13 protein-coding genes and 1 tRNA gene are annotated in these 15,215 nt (G+C 64.8%); 6 read left to right on the top strand and 8 right to left on the bottom strand.

What is annotated here, in order from left to right:
* Window positions 1-52 precede the first annotated feature (52 nt).
* The 7 genes from B5F89_RS02770 to B5F89_RS02740 form a co-directional block, all read right to left on the bottom strand.
* On the bottom strand, window positions 53-1,567 hold the full coding sequence (locus B5F89_RS02770) for a nicotinate phosphoribosyltransferase (RefSeq protein WP_087430287.1): 1,515 nt from the start codon (window positions 1,565-1,567) through the stop codon (window positions 53-55).
* Window positions 1,568-1,610: 43 nt separating this feature from the next.
* Window positions 1,611-2,042, bottom strand: a complete 432-nt coding sequence (locus tag B5F89_RS02765) for a hypothetical protein (RefSeq protein ID WP_087430286.1) — start codon at window positions 2,040-2,042, stop codon at window positions 1,611-1,613.
* 99 nt (window positions 2,043-2,141) lie between these two features.
* On the bottom strand, window positions 2,142-3,086 hold the full coding sequence (locus B5F89_RS02760) for a radical SAM protein (protein ID WP_087430285.1): 945 nt from the start codon (window positions 3,084-3,086) through the stop codon (window positions 2,142-2,144).
* Entirely contained in the window at window positions 3,083-3,628 is a 546-nt protein-coding gene (locus tag B5F89_RS02755) for a GNAT family N-acetyltransferase (RefSeq protein ID WP_087430284.1), read from the bottom strand. Before B5F89_RS02755 ends, B5F89_RS02760 begins: the two co-directional genes overlap by 4 nt.
* Window positions 3,629-3,736: 108 nt before the next feature.
* Window positions 3,737-3,812: transfer RNA gene (locus tag B5F89_RS02750), tRNA-Ala, on the bottom strand.
* 36 nt (window positions 3,813-3,848) lie between these two features.
* The gene (locus B5F89_RS02745; protein WP_087430283.1) at window positions 3,849-5,597 is read right to left on the bottom strand and encodes an alpha,alpha-phosphotrehalase; all 1,749 of its coding nucleotides are present in this window, start codon (window positions 5,595-5,597) and stop codon (window positions 3,849-3,851) included.
* Between the two features lie 7 nt (window positions 5,598-5,604).
* Entirely contained in the window at window positions 5,605-7,077 is a 1,473-nt protein-coding gene (locus B5F89_RS02740) for a PTS transporter subunit EIIC (protein WP_087430282.1), read from the bottom strand.
* A gap of 205 nt (window positions 7,078-7,282) precedes the next feature.
* Between B5F89_RS02740 and treR the strand changes: the two genes are divergently transcribed.
* The 5 genes from treR (at window position 7,283) to B5F89_RS02715 (ending at window position 12,767) form a co-directional block, all read left to right on the top strand.
* Complete coding sequence (gene treR, locus B5F89_RS02735) at window positions 7,283-8,005, top strand: trehalose operon repressor (RefSeq protein WP_087430281.1); 723 nt, start codon at window positions 7,283-7,285, stop codon at window positions 8,003-8,005.
* Window positions 8,006-8,538: 533 nt separating this feature from the next.
* Window positions 8,539-9,777, top strand: a complete 1,239-nt coding sequence (locus B5F89_RS02730; RefSeq protein WP_087430280.1) for an MraY family glycosyltransferase — start codon at window positions 8,539-8,541, stop codon at window positions 9,775-9,777.
* Window positions 9,778-9,819: 42 nt separating this feature from the next.
* A complete protein-coding gene (gene trpS / locus B5F89_RS02725; protein ID WP_087430279.1) occupies window positions 9,820-10,869 on the top strand; it encodes a tryptophan--tRNA ligase in 1,050 nt (349 codons plus the stop codon).
* Between the two features lie 87 nt (window positions 10,870-10,956).
* The gene (locus tag B5F89_RS02720) at window positions 10,957-11,793 is read left to right on the top strand and encodes an HAD family hydrolase (RefSeq protein ID WP_087430278.1); all 837 of its coding nucleotides are present in this window, start codon (window positions 10,957-10,959) and stop codon (window positions 11,791-11,793) included.
* 152 nt (window positions 11,794-11,945) lie between these two features.
* The gene (locus tag B5F89_RS02715; RefSeq protein ID WP_087430277.1) at window positions 11,946-12,767 is read left to right on the top strand and encodes an SH3 domain-containing protein; all 822 of its coding nucleotides are present in this window, start codon (window positions 11,946-11,948) and stop codon (window positions 12,765-12,767) included.
* 234 nt (window positions 12,768-13,001) lie between these two features.
* On the opposite strand, the gene B5F89_RS02710 is transcribed toward B5F89_RS02715, so the two are convergent.
* Window positions 13,002-14,612, bottom strand: a complete 1,611-nt coding sequence (locus tag B5F89_RS02710; protein ID WP_087430276.1) for an L-lactate permease — start codon at window positions 14,610-14,612, stop codon at window positions 13,002-13,004.
* A gap of 194 nt (window positions 14,613-14,806) precedes the next feature.
* Between B5F89_RS02710 and B5F89_RS02705 the strand changes: the two genes are divergently transcribed.
* Complete coding sequence (locus tag B5F89_RS02705; RefSeq protein WP_087430275.1) at window positions 14,807-15,127, top strand: MGMT family protein; 321 nt, start codon at window positions 14,807-14,809, stop codon at window positions 15,125-15,127.
* Window positions 15,128-15,215 lie beyond the last annotated feature (88 nt).

The following is a 15,215-nucleotide window of genomic DNA, read 5'->3' as shown; positions in this document are numbered from 1 at the left end:
GGGCGGGGCAGCCCTTAGTGCACGAAACGACCCCGTCCCCAAATGTGCGTCGTTAGCGACGGGCCTTCCAGGGAAGCGCCGTCTCGGTCTCCGCCATGCGGGTGCGCACGAGCTCGTCACGCACGCGGGCAAGACCGGTCTCCATGCCGACCACGTAGGACTGCGGGTAGAGGAAGCGCTTGTACACCGGATCGAGCGCGTCGAGCGCGGTGGAGCAGCGGGCGCGGGCAACCTCGAGCGACTCGCGGGGCGCCACGGCGCGGCCGTCGCGCACCACCGGCACGAGGAGCTCGCGGTAATCCATACCCGCCACGCTCGTCACGAGCGCCGCGTCGTTCACGGCAACGAGCGTGTTGCCGCGGTCGGCCCCCTCGCCCTCAAGATAGGTCTCGTCATAAATCATGTCGCACACGGGGCTGCCGGACTCGTCCACATAGCGGCGGACCTGCTGGATGCCCGGGATGGTGCGCTTGTAGGGCTGCTCGGAGAGCTTGACCACGGGCGTCCAGTCGCGCTCGCCGTCTTCGCGGCGCGCGGCGAGCTTGTAGACGCCACCGAGCGCGGGCTGGTCGTAGCATGTGGCGAGCTTGGTGCCCACGCCAAAGGAGTCGATGGGCGCGCCCTGGTTCAGAAGCGACTGGATGGTGTACTCGTCCAGGTCGTTGGAAACCGAGATCTTGACGTAGTCGAGCCCCTCCTCGTCAAAGCGGCCGCGCACGTAGGCCGAGAGCTTTGCCAGATCACCGGAGTCGATGCGGATGGCGGCAAGACGCTCGCCGCGAGCCTCCATCTCGTGCGCGACGGTGATGGCGTTCTCCACACCCTCGCGCACGTCGTAGGTATCGATGAGCAGCGTGCAGTTGTTGGGCATGCTGCGCGCGAAGGCGCGGAAGGCCTCGAGCTCGGAGTCGAAGCTCATCACCCAGCTGTGGGCATGCGTGCCAAAGACCGGAATGCCGTAGCGACGGCCGGCAAGCACGTTGGAGGTCGATGCACAGCCCGCAACGTAGCTCGCGCGCGCCACGGCCATACCGCCGTCGGGGCCCTGGGCGCGACGCAGGCCAAACTCCGCCACGGGGCGCCCCTGCGCCGCCTGCACCACGCGCGCGGTCTTGGTCGCCACGAGCGTCTGGAAGTTAATGGCGTTGAGGAGCGCCGTCTCGATGAGCTGGCACTCGAGCGCGGGGCCCATAACGCGGACCATGGGCTCACGCGGAAAGACGAGCTCGCCCTCCGGTACCGCGTCGATATCGAGATGAGCGCGGAAGGTGCGCAGGTATTCGAGGAAGGCCGGCTTGAAGAGGGCGCCGCCCGCGGGCGCCTCGAGCGAGGCAAGGTAGTCGATGTCCTGCTCAGTAAAGCGCAGGTTCTCGACCAGATCGGGCAGATCCGAGGTGCCGCACATAACGGCAAAGACGCCGCCAAAGGGGTTGTCGCGGTAAAACGCCGTGAAGCAGTCCTCCTCGGCGAGCTTGCCGCTCTCCCACAGGCCCTGGGCCATGGTGAGCTCGTACAGATCGGTCAGAAGCGAGACGTCGGTGGGGTAAGCGGTGTCCGTGAGTGCCATGGGTGCTTCCTTTCCTCGCGGGATGCGCAGATGCGCTGAAACGTTATCCGATCATGCCGGCATTGCTGAGCGCCACGTAGACAACAACGACCACGGCGAGCACCAGGCACACGCCGATGACGATCTTTTGGGCGGGAGGCATGCTGGGCAGGCCGTCCTCGTCCTCGTCCGACGAGAGGACCATGCGCTGGCCAAAGGTGCGCTCGGCGGGGTCGTCGGGAACAACGGGGTCTTGCGGCGCGACGGGGCGGGGATGCGGGGCGGGTGCGGCAGCGGGGGCTGCGGCTGCGGTGGTCGAGGGGGCCGCCGGCGCGGTGCTCGCCGCCGGAGCGGGTGCCGGAGTCGCAGGGGCAGCCGCCTGGTCGGCGCGCAGCGCCTCGAGCTCGGCACGCTCGCGGCGCGCCTTCTCTGCGCGAAGAGCCTCCAGCTCGGCACGCTCCTCGTCGGTCAGCGGGCGTGCATCCTGATCTGCCATAGAGGACCTCTCCTTATGCTCGTCGCCGCGCGATGCGGCAAAATACATTGCCCAACAGTATACTCCGACCTCAGGCAGCGTCGTTGACTTGTAACGCGCCTATACGTCAGCGCGGCAAAGCACGCCGGTGGTGTCGAAAGGCGGGGTGAAGCTCTCGTCCACCGCGCCGCCCTCCTGCCAGAACATCTGCGTGAAACCAAGATCGTCCGCATGGTCGAGCACGCGCTCGTATTCGTCGTCGGTCACCGCGCGGGCGAGCTCACCGCCCGCGGCGCGCATCGCGGCGTTGGGTGTGTACTGGTTCATGACCGAGATGGGCACGTCACCCGCTATCTCCCAGATGCGGTCGAGCACGCGGCACGAGTCCTCCGCATGCCCCGGCAGCACCAGGTGGCGCACGATGATGCCGCGCGTCCAGGTACCGTCCGCGCACGCGGCAACGCCACCCGTCGCGCGCACCTGACGCACCATCTCCGCCAGCGCCGCAGCGGCAACGTCTGGGTAGTTGGGCACGTGGCTGAGTCGGCGGCCCAGTTCGGCATCGGCGTACTTGAAGTCGGTAAGCCAGATGTCCACGAGCCCCTCGAGCTCGCGGACCGCGCGCACGCGCTCGTAGCCGCTCGTGTTGTAGACAACAGGTAGCGCAAGCCCGCGCGAACGCGCCGCGGCAAGTGCCTCGGGCAGCAGGTGCGCCCAATGCGTAGCGGTCACCAGGTTGATGTTGAGCGCGCCTTGGTCCTGGAGCTCGAGCATAATCTCGGCAAGCCGCTCGGGTGCCACCTCAAGGCCAAAGTTACCGGTCGAAATCTCGTGGTTCTGGCAGTAGACGCATTTGAGGGGGCAACCGCTAAAGAACACGGTCCCAGAGCCCGCCTCGCCCGAGATGGGCGGCTCCTCCCAAAAGTGAAGGGCCGCGCGGGCGAGCTTGAGCGCAGATCCCGCACCGCATATGCCGACCTCGCCGGCCGCACGGTTGGCGCGGCAGCGGCGCGGACAAAGTTCGCAGGCGGTAAGGGTGGCGGGGTCAAGCAGCGATGTTGTCATCTAAGATCGAGCTCCATCAGGTGCGAGGCGTGACGGAGCCCGCCGCCGACGCCGATGTCAAAGATACCGTAGTCGCAAAAACCGCACGAGCGGTAGAGGGAAGCTGCCGGAACATCGATATCGAACGTGTCGAGGCGAAGCGCTATCGCGCCACGGCGGCGAGCCTCAGCGGCTGCCGCAGCAATGAGGGAGCGACCCACGCCGCGGCCGCGCGCAGAGGGGTCGGTGCAAAGCAGGTGGAGTACGGCCACCTCATCCGCAGCGGCGGGAACATCCCATGGGGCGAGGTCGTAGTCCTCCCCCTCTTTATCGTCGATGATGAAGGCGCCGAGGAGCGGCTCGCCAGCCGCCACAAAAAGGTTGCCCTCCGCCGTCTCGCGCTCGAGGCGCTCTACGGTTGGGTGCGCGTCCATATCCCACCACACGTCGGGCGGGTTCACGCGCATATGGGCGATGACACGCTCATAGAGGGCGACGATGGCGGGCAGGTCGTCAGCGGTCGCACGGCGAACCGTGTGCACAACGCAGTCAGGGGTACCCATAGAACCTCCGATCGACAGACGCCGCGACGTTGGGCTACGCACCCGGCGGCGCCACTGGTGCCGAATACAAAACGGGCCCCGACGAAGCGGGGCCCGTTACGATGCTTGTGGTGGAGACGAAGGGAATCGAACCCTCGGCCTCTGCCATGCGACGGCAGCGCTCTCCCAGCTGAGCTACGTCCCCAAGCGAAGACCTATTCTAGCAAGTCGCGACGTGCTGTCAACCGGCAAATTGGCCCTCCACAAGGACTTGCGCCTCAAAGGGCCTGAGCGCAAGCACCCCGCGCTCGATACGCGCCTCGTCGTAGCTGCCCACCACACGCGTTGCCCTGCGGTAGCGCACAGGGAGCTCGAGTGAGGCCGGCTCAGCGCCGAGCGAACAGACAACGAGCAGGTGCGTCGGCTCCCCCGCCTCGCGAGCACGCGCCTCCGCCTCACCCTCGAGCCAACGCTCAAAGGCAATCACCTGCGGCGCGGCGTCGTCCTTTGCAAGAAAACGCACCCGCCCCTCCGAGATGACGGCGAGCTCGTGGCGCAGACGCACCAGCTCCCGGTAGAACTCGAGCATCGATCCCGCAACACCCCGTTCGGCGGCCACGTTCACGCGCTCGGCGCTCTGGGGCACCGCGAGCCATGGCGTGCCCGTCGTAAAGCCCGCCGCAGGGCTGCCGTCCCAGGGCATGGGCGTGCGGCCGTTGTCGCGCGAACGCTCGCCCACCACACGCAGCGCCTCAGCGGGGCTCGCGCCGCGCTCGCAGAGCATGCGGTAGGCGTTTGCGCTCTCCACGTCGTTGTAGTCGTCGATCGAAGCGTAGCCCGCGTTGGGCACGCCGAGCTCCTCGCCCTGGAAGATATAGGGCGTCCCCTGCATAAGATGCGCGCACACGGCGAGCGCCTTGCCCACGTGCCCCCAGCTGCCGCCGCGCTCGCCCACGCCCGTGCGACCGCCAAAACGCGTGATGGCGCGCGGCTGGTCGTGATTGTTCCAGAACAGGGCGTTCCAGCCGCCGCCCTCCTGCATGCGCTCCTGCCAGGTGGCGAGAATCTCACGCAGGCGGTCGATGTCGGGCGCCATGAGCGCCCATTTGTCGCCGTCTTTATAGTCGACCTTGAGATGGTGGAAGCTAAAGACCATGCCGAGTTCCCCGTACGCGGGGTTGGTGTAGCGCACGCAGTTGTCGAGGGTGGTCGCCGCCATCTCGCCCACGGTGAGCATGCTGTCGATCCCCGACGCCTGCACGAGCTCGCGCAGGTACTCGTGCACATGCGGCCCGTCGGCAATGAGCGCGCGCCCCGTGCCCGCCGGATCGTCCTCAAATACATCGGGCTTGGAGATGAGGTTCACCACGTCGAAGCGAAAACCCGCCACGCCGCGGTCGCGCCAGAAACGCACCACGCGCGCCAGCTCGGCGCGTACCTCGGGGTTCGTCCAATCAAGATCGGGCTGGCTCACGTCGTGCATGTGCAGGTACCACTTGCCAAGGCGCGGCTCCCACTCCCACATGCTGCCGCCAAAGGCGCTCTGCCAGTTGGTCGGCGGCTCGCCCGGGTCGCCGGGCCCCGCGGAACCCCGACCGTCGCGGAGGATGTAGTAGCGCTGGTAGCGCTCGTCCCCGGCAAGCGCGCGCTTAAACCACGCGTGCTCGGTCGAGGTGTGGCAGAGCACCATATCGAGCATGATGCCAATGCCGCGGCTCCACGCCTCGGCCACGAGCTCGTCAAAATCGGCCATCGTGCCAAAGACGGGGTCGATGGCGCAGTAGTCCGAGATGTCGTAGCCGTTGTCGCGCTGGGGCGAGGGGAAAAACGGCGTAATCCACACGCAGTCGACGCCCAAATACGCAAGGTAATCGAGCTTTGAGGTGATGCCGCGCAAATCGCCGATGCCGTCGCCATTGCTGTCGCAGAAGCTCTTGATGTAGATCTGATAGACCACGGTCCTGCCGAGGTCGCGCTTGTCAATCGCCATGGCTCCCCTATCTGCCGTTCTCGTTGGAATCTGCTCCGGCCGGCAGCCTGCGGCGCGCACCGACCGCACCGCAGAGCACAACGGGCACGAGGACGGCTACAAGCGCCGCGGCCGCAAAGCCGCCCCACGCGCTGGGCATGATGGAGAGAATGCCGGGCAAACCGCCCACACCGATGGAAAGCGCGCTCACCCCAAGCGCGTTTGCGAGCGCGCCCGCAATGGCCGCACCCGCCATACCGCAGATAAGCGGGTAGCGAAGCGGTTGGTTCACGCCAAAGAGAGCGGGCTCGGAAACGCCAAGGTAGCAGGAAAGGCTCGCCGCACGATACGTTGCCGCGCGTGAATCTCGCCCGCAAAACACCGACGCGCCAAGTGCGGCGGAAGCCTGGGCGATGTTGGAGAGGGCAAGAAGCGGCCAGAGCACCGTGCCGCCGGTAAGGCACATGAGCTCGAGGTCGATGATGATCGTGAAGTGGTGGAGCCCCGTCATGACAAGAAGCGGATACAGGCAGCAGGTGAGCCCCGCAAGCAGAACGCCATGCCAGGACGAGAGCAACGTGGAGACCGCCAGTGCAACATACGTGCCGAGTGTGCTCGCCACAGGTGCCACCACCAGCAGCGAAACGAGCACCGCCGGGATAAGCGAGCAGAGCGGGACCACCACCATCCGCACCTCTTCGGGCACGACGCGTGTAAGGCCGCGCTCAAGGTAGGCGAGCACAAGCGCCGATAGAAAGGGTGCGAGCGCGGTGCCCTCATAGCTCATGCCGAGGGCGAGGCCCCAAAAACCGTCGCTCGGCACAAAGCCGGCAAGGCCACCATCGGCAAGGCCGGGCGAGACGAGCACAAGACCGAGCACGATGCCCAAAACGGGCGTCGTCCCCATCGCCCGGCAGGTCGACCACGCGATCGCCACGGGCAGGAACGCAAACACCGCATCGCCCACCATGCCGAGCAGGTAGTGGAGGGCAAGCAGAAGGTCCGGTACCGAACCCGTCGCAAGTACCGGCGTCAGCGCCTCGTGGAGCCCGAGCACCATGCCGCCGCAGATGAGGGCGGGCACCACGGGAGCGAATACCTCGCCGATGAAGCCCATAGCCCGCTGCCAGGGGTTGCGGCGCGTACCCGCCGCACCGGCGGCAGCGCCCGCAGCGACGGCGCCATCCGCAGGGGCACCCTCCCCTACGCCGCCCTCTCCTTCGACAGCGCTCACCACGACTGCGGGCGCCGCCGCTTGGCGCACATCCTCAAAATCGCGGTAAAACTGAGCGACGTCGTTGCCGATGATCACCTGGAACTGGCCAGACTGGGTAACGGTGCCCTTCACAGACGCGAGCGCAGAAGCTGCATCCGTATCGACACGCGCAGTATCAACCAGCACGAAGCGCATGCGCGTCATGCAATGCGCGACACTCACGATGTTCTCGGGCCCTCCCACGGCCGCAAGCAGCCGTTCAGCATCCTCCGCGTACGCCCCCATCGTTCAACCTCTTCTCTTCTACTGCTGCGGCGCACGGCATCACGCGCCTGCAGCTTATTCAAATAAGTTTTCCTCAGTATGACGCAGCTCGCTCGGCGGGGCTTTGCGATTTCTGCAAACGAGCGCTTTCCGGGCATTCTCCACGCGATGCACAACTTATTTAGATAAGCTAGAGACACCGACGGGCACCGACTGAGGGGGTACCATGAAAGCGCGCTACGATGCGATCTACCGCGACCTGCTCTCGCTCATAGAGAGCGGCGCCTACCCCTACCAAAGCATGCTCCCCTCCGAAAGTGTGCTTACCGCGCGCTACACCTGCTCGCACAACACGCTTCGCCGCGCGCTCGGCCTGCTCAAAGAGAAGGGCTTTGTGCAACCCGTGCACGGCAAGGGGGTCCGCGTGATATGGCGGCCGCAGGAGCGGACGATGTTTGAGGTGGGCGGCATCGAGTCTTTTCGCGAGACGGCCGCTCGCAACCATCTCGCGGCGTCCACCCGCGTGACTGCCTTCGAGACGCTGGCCGCAGACGCGGACCTTGCCGAGAGAACCGGCCACGAGGTGGGGTCAGAGGTTATCTACGTCGAACGCGTACGCGAGCTTGATGGGCGCCCTGTCATTCTGGATCGGAGCTGGTTTCTCGCCGAGGCTGTTCCTGGCCTTACACCAGAGATCGCCGCTGGCTCCATCTACGACTACCTTGAAGGCGAGCTCGGCGTCGAGGTCTCGACAAGCAAACGGACCATCACCGTCGAGCGCGCGACCGCCCGCGACCGCGAGCTTCTCGACCTTGCCGGGGCGGATTACGTCGCCGTTATGACGAGCCGGACGTTCGACAGCGACGGCATCATGTTCGAGTTCACGGTATCGCGCCATCATCCCGATATGTTTTGCTTCCACGACACCGCCGTCCGCAGCACCGTATAGGGCATGCGCAGGCGATGCGCATGCGGGAATCAATTTGAGGGAAACGGGATAACGCGGCAAAAAAAACCGCCCCCCGCTTTGCCATAATGAACCCACCTCTGCAAGGTGGGCGCCCTCATCGCCTCTTCCAGCGTCCTTAACAACGAAGGATACCTGTACTGGCGCGACTGTGTGGGCTCCCTAGAAAAACGCGACGGTTCACCCAGTTGCTCCGCGGGGGGGCGGAACACCTTCATCATACGCGACGGGAAATCTATTACTAGTCTTGACTTATCCGAGCCGCTGTCGGATGATGGGAGTGTTCGTCTGAACGAAACATTTCTCCATATAAAAGCCTATATTGTTGCCTAATCACGCCCGCCGAGGTGCGCGGTGTTTCCCGCGTGAAAACTTATCTGGTGTGACCGTGTTCTTGGCCGCTTTGCGCCCGCGAATCCTGCGCGTTCAAGTATCATGTGTGTGATTTGGTGCCGTCCCCGCCGGCCGGTCACCGTCGCAGCTTATTCGCTCCCGATTCACGGCGGTCACCAGACATGGATTCGCTTCTACCCTACATATGCCTCGCTGCCGCGGCGTTCGCGACCACCTATGTGCTCGTCCCCGTGGTGAAACGGCTCGCCATACGTCTCGACGCCGTCGACTACCCCTCGAAGCGCCGTATCAACACGCGCCCCATCCCGCGTATGGGCGGTCTCGCGGTCTTTGCGGGCCTTGTAGTCGCCTGCATCCTCCAGATTGTCGGCACGTGGAACTGGGGCTGGCCGTCCGCTCTGGTGCCGCACCCGAGCATGTCGCTCAACTATCCCATGCTCGCCGTCTCGTTTTGCCTCATCACGGCGGTGGGCGCTATCGACGATGTTGTCTCGCTCCGTCCGCGCGCCAAGCTCGCCGGCCAGATCGTTGCCGCCGCCGTTGCCGCGGCTGGCGGCCTTGTCATCGGATCTGTTGTAAACCCCTTCGTACCGGGGGCCTATATCGACCTCGGCTGGTTTGCCTACCCCATCACGGTCGTGTACCTCGTTGCTTTTGCCAACATCATCAACCTCATCGACGGGCTCGACGGCCTCGCCACCGGCATCTCCGCCATCGCCGCCTTTGCGATGTTCGGTTTCGCCGCGCTTTCCGGCCGAGGTGACGCCGCTGCGCTGTCTATCGCACTCTTTGGCTCAACCCTCGCCTTCCTGCGCTTCAACTTCCACCCGGCGTCCATCTTCTTGGGCGATGCGGGGTCGCTTCTCCTCGGCTTTGCGCTTGGCACGATCTCGCTGCTCTCGGTGAGCCGCACCGCCGCGCTGACCTCGCTTCTTATCCCGCTCATCGTGGCGGGCGTGCCCATTCTGGACACGCTTTCGGCAATCGTTCGCCGCAAACGCGCGCATGTGAGCATCGGCCAGGCCGACAAAGGCCACATCCACCACCGCCTCATCCAAGAGGGCTACGACCAGCGTCAGGCGGTCCTTCTCATCTATGCGTGGTGCATCCTGCTCGCCCTCGGCGCGACGGTCATCAACCAGGTCACCGTCGAGGCGCGCATCTTCATCTTCATCCTCCTTCTCGTCTGCTCCGCCGCGTTTGCTATGCGCCTGCATCTGTTTGAACCGGTGCTGCGCCACCATTACAATCCTAAGACGCACACCGACGAGCTCGTAACCCCGGACGACCCCGCCTTCCAGGAGGAGGAAGAGGCCGAGGAGCGCCAGCGCGCCGAGCATCGCGAGGAGATCCGCGAGGAAATCCACCGCATCCACACGCACCTTCACGACGACCAGTAGGGGCCCTCCCCCGGCCGTCAGACAAAGACAAGGAGCACGAACATGCCCAACGAACGCAGCTACGAGACCGCTTTGCGCCGCAGCAACGAGATCGCTGCCGACCTCGAGAAGAACCCGAGTGCCTATCGCATGCTCACCGGCGACCGTCCCACCGGCCGCCTTCACCTCGGCCATTACTTTGGTACCATCAAGCGCCGCGTCGAGCTGCAGAACATGGGCGTCAACACCGCTGTGCTCATTGCCGACTACCAGGTCATCACCGACCGCGACACCACCGAGCACATCCAAGACAACGTCTACAACATGGTTATGGACTATCTTGCCTGCGGCATCGACCCCAAGAAGACCATGATCTACGCGCACTCTGCGGTCCCGGCGTGCAACCAGCTCATGCTCCCCTTCCTCTCGCTCGTCTCTGAGGCGGAGCTCCAGCGCAACCCCACCGTCAAGGCGGAGATGGAGGCCTCGGGCCACGAGCTCACGGGCCTTCTGCTCACCTACCCGGTGCACCAGGCGTGCGACATCCTCTTCTGCAAGGGCAACGTCGTGCCGGTCGGCCGCGACCAGCTGCCGCACATCGAGCTCACCCGCCTTATCGCCCGCAAGTTCAACAACCGCTACGGCACGGTCTTCCCCGAGGTTGACGCCCTGCTTTCCGACACGCCGCTTCTGCCCGGCCTCGACGGCCGCAAGATGAGCAAGTCCTACGGCAACGCCATCTCCATCTCCATGACGGCCGAGGAGACCGCCAAGCGCATCAAGAAGAGCCAGACCGACCCCGAGCGCATGATCACCTTCGATCCCGAGGCGCGCCCCGGCGTGTCCGGCCTCCTCTCTACTGCTGCCATCTGCACCGGCCGCAGCGAAGTCGAGATTGCCGAGGAGATTGGCATGAGCGGCGCCGGCGCGCTCAAGAAGTACGTGACCGAGGCGGTCAACAGCTACTTTGAGCCCATCCGCGAGCGCCGTCGTCGCTTTGAACAGGACCTCGACTACGTCAAGGACGTCCTCCACGAGGGCAACCGCCGCGCCAACGAGATTGCCGAGGCAACGCTTAACGAGGTGCGCGAGGCCATGGGCATGGTGTACTAGCGCGCGCATCGCGTCGCCCGCCTGTCCTTGCGCGGCGATTTGCGCCGCCGCCGACGTTCTTTTCGAGCCCCACGAGATAGGAGAGCCATGTACCGCCTTATCGCCAGCGATATGGACGAGACCTTCCTCGGTGCCGGGCACCGCCTGCCCGAGGCCAACGTGCGCGCCCTTGCGCGCATGCGCGAGCTCGGCGTGCTCTTTGTGCCGTGCTCGGGCCGCCCCTACCAATCCATCGTGGCAAGCTTCTCGGGCGTGGACCCCGAGCTCATGCGCGACACCTATGTGATCTCCTACAACGGCGGCTTCGTCAACCGCTTCGACGAGGACGAGCCGATCATCTCCACCACGCTCGACCGCACCATCGCAGAGGGCATCTACTCCTTCGCCCTCGAACGCCGCCAGTGCGTGCACGCCTACACGCCGAGCGGGCGTATCCTCATCCAGTTTGCGCCCGAGTTTGAGCGCCAGAAGGTCGAGGGCATCGCCGGTGTGGAGTTTATCGACGATAGCTGGAGCGACCTTAGTTTTGCAGGCGACGAGCCCATCGTGAAGATGATTCTCATGGACCCCGACTTCTCCGTCGCAAAGCGCCTGGGCGCCGAGCTCGGCGAGCGCTTCGCGGGGGCTCCCCTCGACATCACCTACTCCTCCAACCGCTACGTCGAGTGCATGCCCGCCGGCGTGGACAAGGGCACGGGGCTTGCGCATCTTGCCCGCGTCCTCGGCATCGACATGGCCGACACCATCGGCGTCGGCGACTCAGCAAACGACCTCGCCATGATCCAGGCGGCGGGGCTCGGTGTGGGCGTGGCCAACGTCACCGACGACGTGCGCCCCTGGTGCGACCTCGTCCTCGATACCGATTGCGAGGCAGGCGCTTTCGAGGAGCTCGTGAGGCGCGTAATCGAGCCGGAGCACGCATAATCACAACAAGGTAACCGCAGGTTATCCATATTCCCTTAACTGCTTGTTGAACGGCGGTCATCCCAAGTGGACGGCCGCCGTTTTGCCTGGGACCTTTGATAGACTTGCCCGCGGTGCATCCGCACCATAGACACGAAACAGAAAGGTACCCCATGCTCAAGCGTTCACCCAAGATCGTGCTCGGCGCCATCGCGGCGTCCGCCCTTCTCACCGCCGGCCTCTCGCTCGGCACCCCCGCCACCGCCTTCGCCGCCGAGGGCGTCTGCACCATGGCGACCACCGCCGCGCTCAACCTCCGCGCCGACGCCTCCATGCAGGGCAAGGTTGTTGCCGTTATGCCCCAGGGCACCTCGGTCGAGGTCTACGGCATGAGCCGTGACGGCTGGTACCACGTCAACTACAACGGCACCGAGGGCTATTGCTACTACCGCTGGCTCAACTTCGAGGGCACGGCCGAGAGCACCGTCCACGACGGCAAGCAGACCGAGATGTTTGCCATCTGCCCGCTAAACGTCCGCAGCGAGGCCGATATGCACGGCAAGGTCATCGGCGTTCTCAACACCGATGAGGCCGTGGCGGTCACCCACAAGGAGAACCATTGGTTCCGCGTCGAGTACAAGGGCCAGACCGGCTACTGCTACGGCGAGTACCTCTCCTTCACCAAGGGCGGCTACGACGACCCCAACGACACCGCCGGTAAGAACGTCATGAACGACGAGGCATCCGACCCGGGCGACACCGTGGGCAAGAATGTCATGAACGATGAGGTTGCCGGCGGCACCTCGAGCACCATGAACAAGCTCACCACCACCGCTCCCCTTAACGTGCGCGCCGAGCCGCGCAACAGCGGTCGCCGCATCGGCGTGCTCGCCAAGGACACACAGGTGAGCCCACTCGACCAGTCCGCCGACGGCTGGGTGCTCATCGACTACAACGGCACCCAAGGTTGGGTCTACTCCGGCTACCTGAACTAACCGACACAGGCGCACCTATAACAACGAAAAGGCCCGTCGCATCTGCGGCGGGCCTTTTCGTATGCACCGTTGATCGCACAGAGGGGAGCGATGCGATATCAACTGGACAAGGGAGGTTCTTTCATCGCCTGGTACCCGCCCTGTCGTTGAGTTAACTTTAGCAAACTCTCTGTATGGGAGACGCTCGCCAGTGCGATTCACATCCTCTCCATAAGTTAGCCTTGGTTTACCTTATTACGGCATCAGGTAGGCGCCCGCCATGGCGATGGCGGACATGATTACGAGAAACCCGAGGGCAAAGGGCAGCACCGCTCCCAGAAGCTCGGCGTCCTTACCGCGCACGCGCACCGCGGCAAGCCCGATGGCGAGCGTTTGGGGCGAGAGCATCTTGCCCGCGGCCACACCGAGTGAGTTGAGCGCGACCGTCCAGACCTCGTTCATGCCAAGAGCGGCCGCGGCCTCGGCCTGAACCTGTCCAAACAGCATGCCCGAGCTTGTACCCGAGCCGGTAACGAAGGTACCCACCATGCCGATCCATGGCGCAAGCACCGGGTAAAGGCCACCGGCGACGGCGATACAAAACGCCGAGATGTCCGAGATCATACCGGCGTACCCCATGACCTTTGCGCAACCGAGCACCGAGAGCATGGTGGCCACCGTCGGCATCATCTGCCGGACCGTCGCCACAAGGACCTCCGCCATAACGCTCAGGGTCGCACCCTGGATACGGCCCCCTATAAGGGCGGCGATAAAGATCAGCACGCCCGGCGTGTTGACCCAGCTGAAGGAAAGCGTGCCCGGGTCTGCCCCGTTGTAGACGGTAACCGTCGAAGAGAGCGGGGCGAGGGCGGCGTTCACGGGCGCAACGAGCTTGGAGGTGCTCAGCAAAAGCACGAAGATCAGAATGAAGCACGACCAGGCGCGCAGGGCGGCTGCCAGTGTGAGCGCGGTCTCCCCTCCCGCGCCATCCGCTGATACAGCCTCGGTTTTCGGCGCGGCAAGCTGCATGCGATACGCCGCATCGAGTGTACCCGACTTCTCCGCACGCCGTGCGAGGGCGGCGGTCACGCCGAGCGAGCAGATGCTGCCCACCACGACGGTAAGCTCCGGGCCGACGAACGCGGCCACAAGGAGCGCCGGCACGGTGAAGGACACACCGGCTGCGAGCGCCACCAGCGAAACGCCGCGGAAGCGCGCGGCAAGCGACGGGGTGCCCGCATCGGGCTCCGCACCCTTGCCTGCAACGGCAACGATAAGAAACGGCGCGACGATAAAGAAGGGGGCAAGCTGGATCATCTGCGTGAATGCGAGCGAAGAAGCATCGAGCCCCACCAGGTCGGCAAGCGAGACCGTGGGGATGCCGATGGAGCCGTAGGGCGTGGGCACGCCGTTGGCGAGAAGGCACATGAGCACGGCGGGAAGGGGCGCGTAGCCGAGCGCGGCGAGCATGCCCGCAGGTATTGCCACCGCGGTGCCAAAGCCCGCCATTCCCTCCATAAAGCCGCCAAAGCACCAGGCAACGAGCAGTGCGAGGATGCGCCGGTCGCTTGAGATGGAGGTGATCATACGCGAGATGGTGTCCATGGCACCCGTGCGCACGCACAGGTTATAGGTGAAGACCGCCGCGATAATGACCACGACGATGGGCCAAAGCGCCATGAGAAAACCCTCGAGAGCCGCCGTGGCAACGTTATCCACGGGAAGGCCCCACCATGTCGCTGCCAGAAGGCATGCTATGACAAGCGACCCGGCAGCCGCGCGCCAAGCCGGCCATTTGAGCACGAGCAAGACGGCCACGAGCCAAAGAATCGGCGCGAGCGCAAGGATAAAGGACAGGACATCCATATAAGCTCCCAGATGAGAAGAGGCAAAAGACACCAGAAGGATACCGCACAATGACACCCGGGGGTGCGCCGCAGATTAGCCGGCAGATACTCCCGCTCGTTGTGCGGCTGGGCGCCTTATCGGTACCATCGCCTGCCCAATCGGTACAATCAAGATACCGTTTGGCACAATCGAGCGCGTATGAGGTGGAGCATATGGATCGCGAAGGGTTTTTCGAGCGCGTGTATACGATGGTGGAGCAGATTCCCCGCGGCATGGTCGCTACCTACGGCCAGATTGCGCGCCTCATCGGAGAACCGCGTCGCGCACGCTACGTAGGCTTTGCCCTGCACGCCAACCCGCGGCCGGGTATCGTCCCCTGCCATCGCGTCGTCTTCGCAGACGGAAGCCTCTGCGAGGGCTTTGCTTTCGGTGGCATCGATGTTCAGCGAGGCCTTCTTGAGGAGGAGGGCGTCCGCTTCACGCCCGCGGGCAAGGTCGACCTTGCCACTTGCCGCTGGCCGGCAGGCATCTGAGCGGAGGCTGTAAAGGACAGGGTGAAACCCTGTTGTCCCGATCGGCTCACGAGAGGCATGGCCTCTCTCCCCCGGGTATAATGTCGCG

This window comes from Collinsella sp. An307 (assembly GCF_002161805.1).
Taxonomy (GTDB): Bacteria; Actinomycetota; Coriobacteriia; order Coriobacteriales; family Coriobacteriaceae; genus Coprousia.
This window is presented reverse-complemented; position numbering and strand designations above follow the sequence as displayed.

Excerpts from the sequence above, each read along its gene's own strand:
- B5F89_RS02770 (WP_087430287.1), bottom strand. The coding sequence starts at position 1,567 with ATGGCACTCACGGACACCGCTTACCCCACCGACGTCTCGCTTCTGACC.
- B5F89_RS02765 (WP_087430286.1), bottom strand. The coding sequence starts at position 2,042 with ATGGCAGATCAGGATGCACGCCCGCTGACCGACGAGGAGCGTGCCGAG.
- B5F89_RS02760 (WP_087430285.1), bottom strand. The coding sequence starts at position 3,086 with ATGACAACATCGCTGCTTGACCCCGCCACCCTTACCGCCTGCGAACTT.
- B5F89_RS02755 (WP_087430284.1), bottom strand. The coding sequence starts at position 3,628 with ATGGGTACCCCTGACTGCGTTGTGCACACGGTTCGCCGTGCGACCGCT.
- B5F89_RS02745 (WP_087430283.1), bottom strand. The coding sequence starts at position 5,597 with ATGGCGATTGACAAGCGCGACCTCGGCAGGACCGTGGTCTATCAGATC.
- B5F89_RS02740 (WP_087430282.1), bottom strand. The coding sequence starts at position 7,077 with ATGGGGGCGTACGCGGAGGATGCTGAACGGCTGCTTGCGGCCGTGGGA.
- treR (WP_087430281.1), top strand. The coding sequence starts at position 7,283 with ATGAAAGCGCGCTACGATGCGATCTACCGCGACCTGCTCTCGCTCATA.
- B5F89_RS02730 (WP_087430280.1), top strand. The coding sequence starts at position 8,539 with ATGGATTCGCTTCTACCCTACATATGCCTCGCTGCCGCGGCGTTCGCG.
- trpS (WP_087430279.1), top strand. The coding sequence starts at position 9,820 with ATGCCCAACGAACGCAGCTACGAGACCGCTTTGCGCCGCAGCAACGAG.
- B5F89_RS02720 (WP_087430278.1), top strand. The coding sequence starts at position 10,957 with ATGTACCGCCTTATCGCCAGCGATATGGACGAGACCTTCCTCGGTGCC.
- B5F89_RS02715 (WP_087430277.1), top strand. The coding sequence starts at position 11,946 with ATGCTCAAGCGTTCACCCAAGATCGTGCTCGGCGCCATCGCGGCGTCC.
- B5F89_RS02710 (WP_087430276.1), bottom strand. The coding sequence starts at position 14,612 with ATGGATGTCCTGTCCTTTATCCTTGCGCTCGCGCCGATTCTTTGGCTC.
- B5F89_RS02705 (WP_087430275.1), top strand. The coding sequence starts at position 14,807 with ATGGATCGCGAAGGGTTTTTCGAGCGCGTGTATACGATGGTGGAGCAG.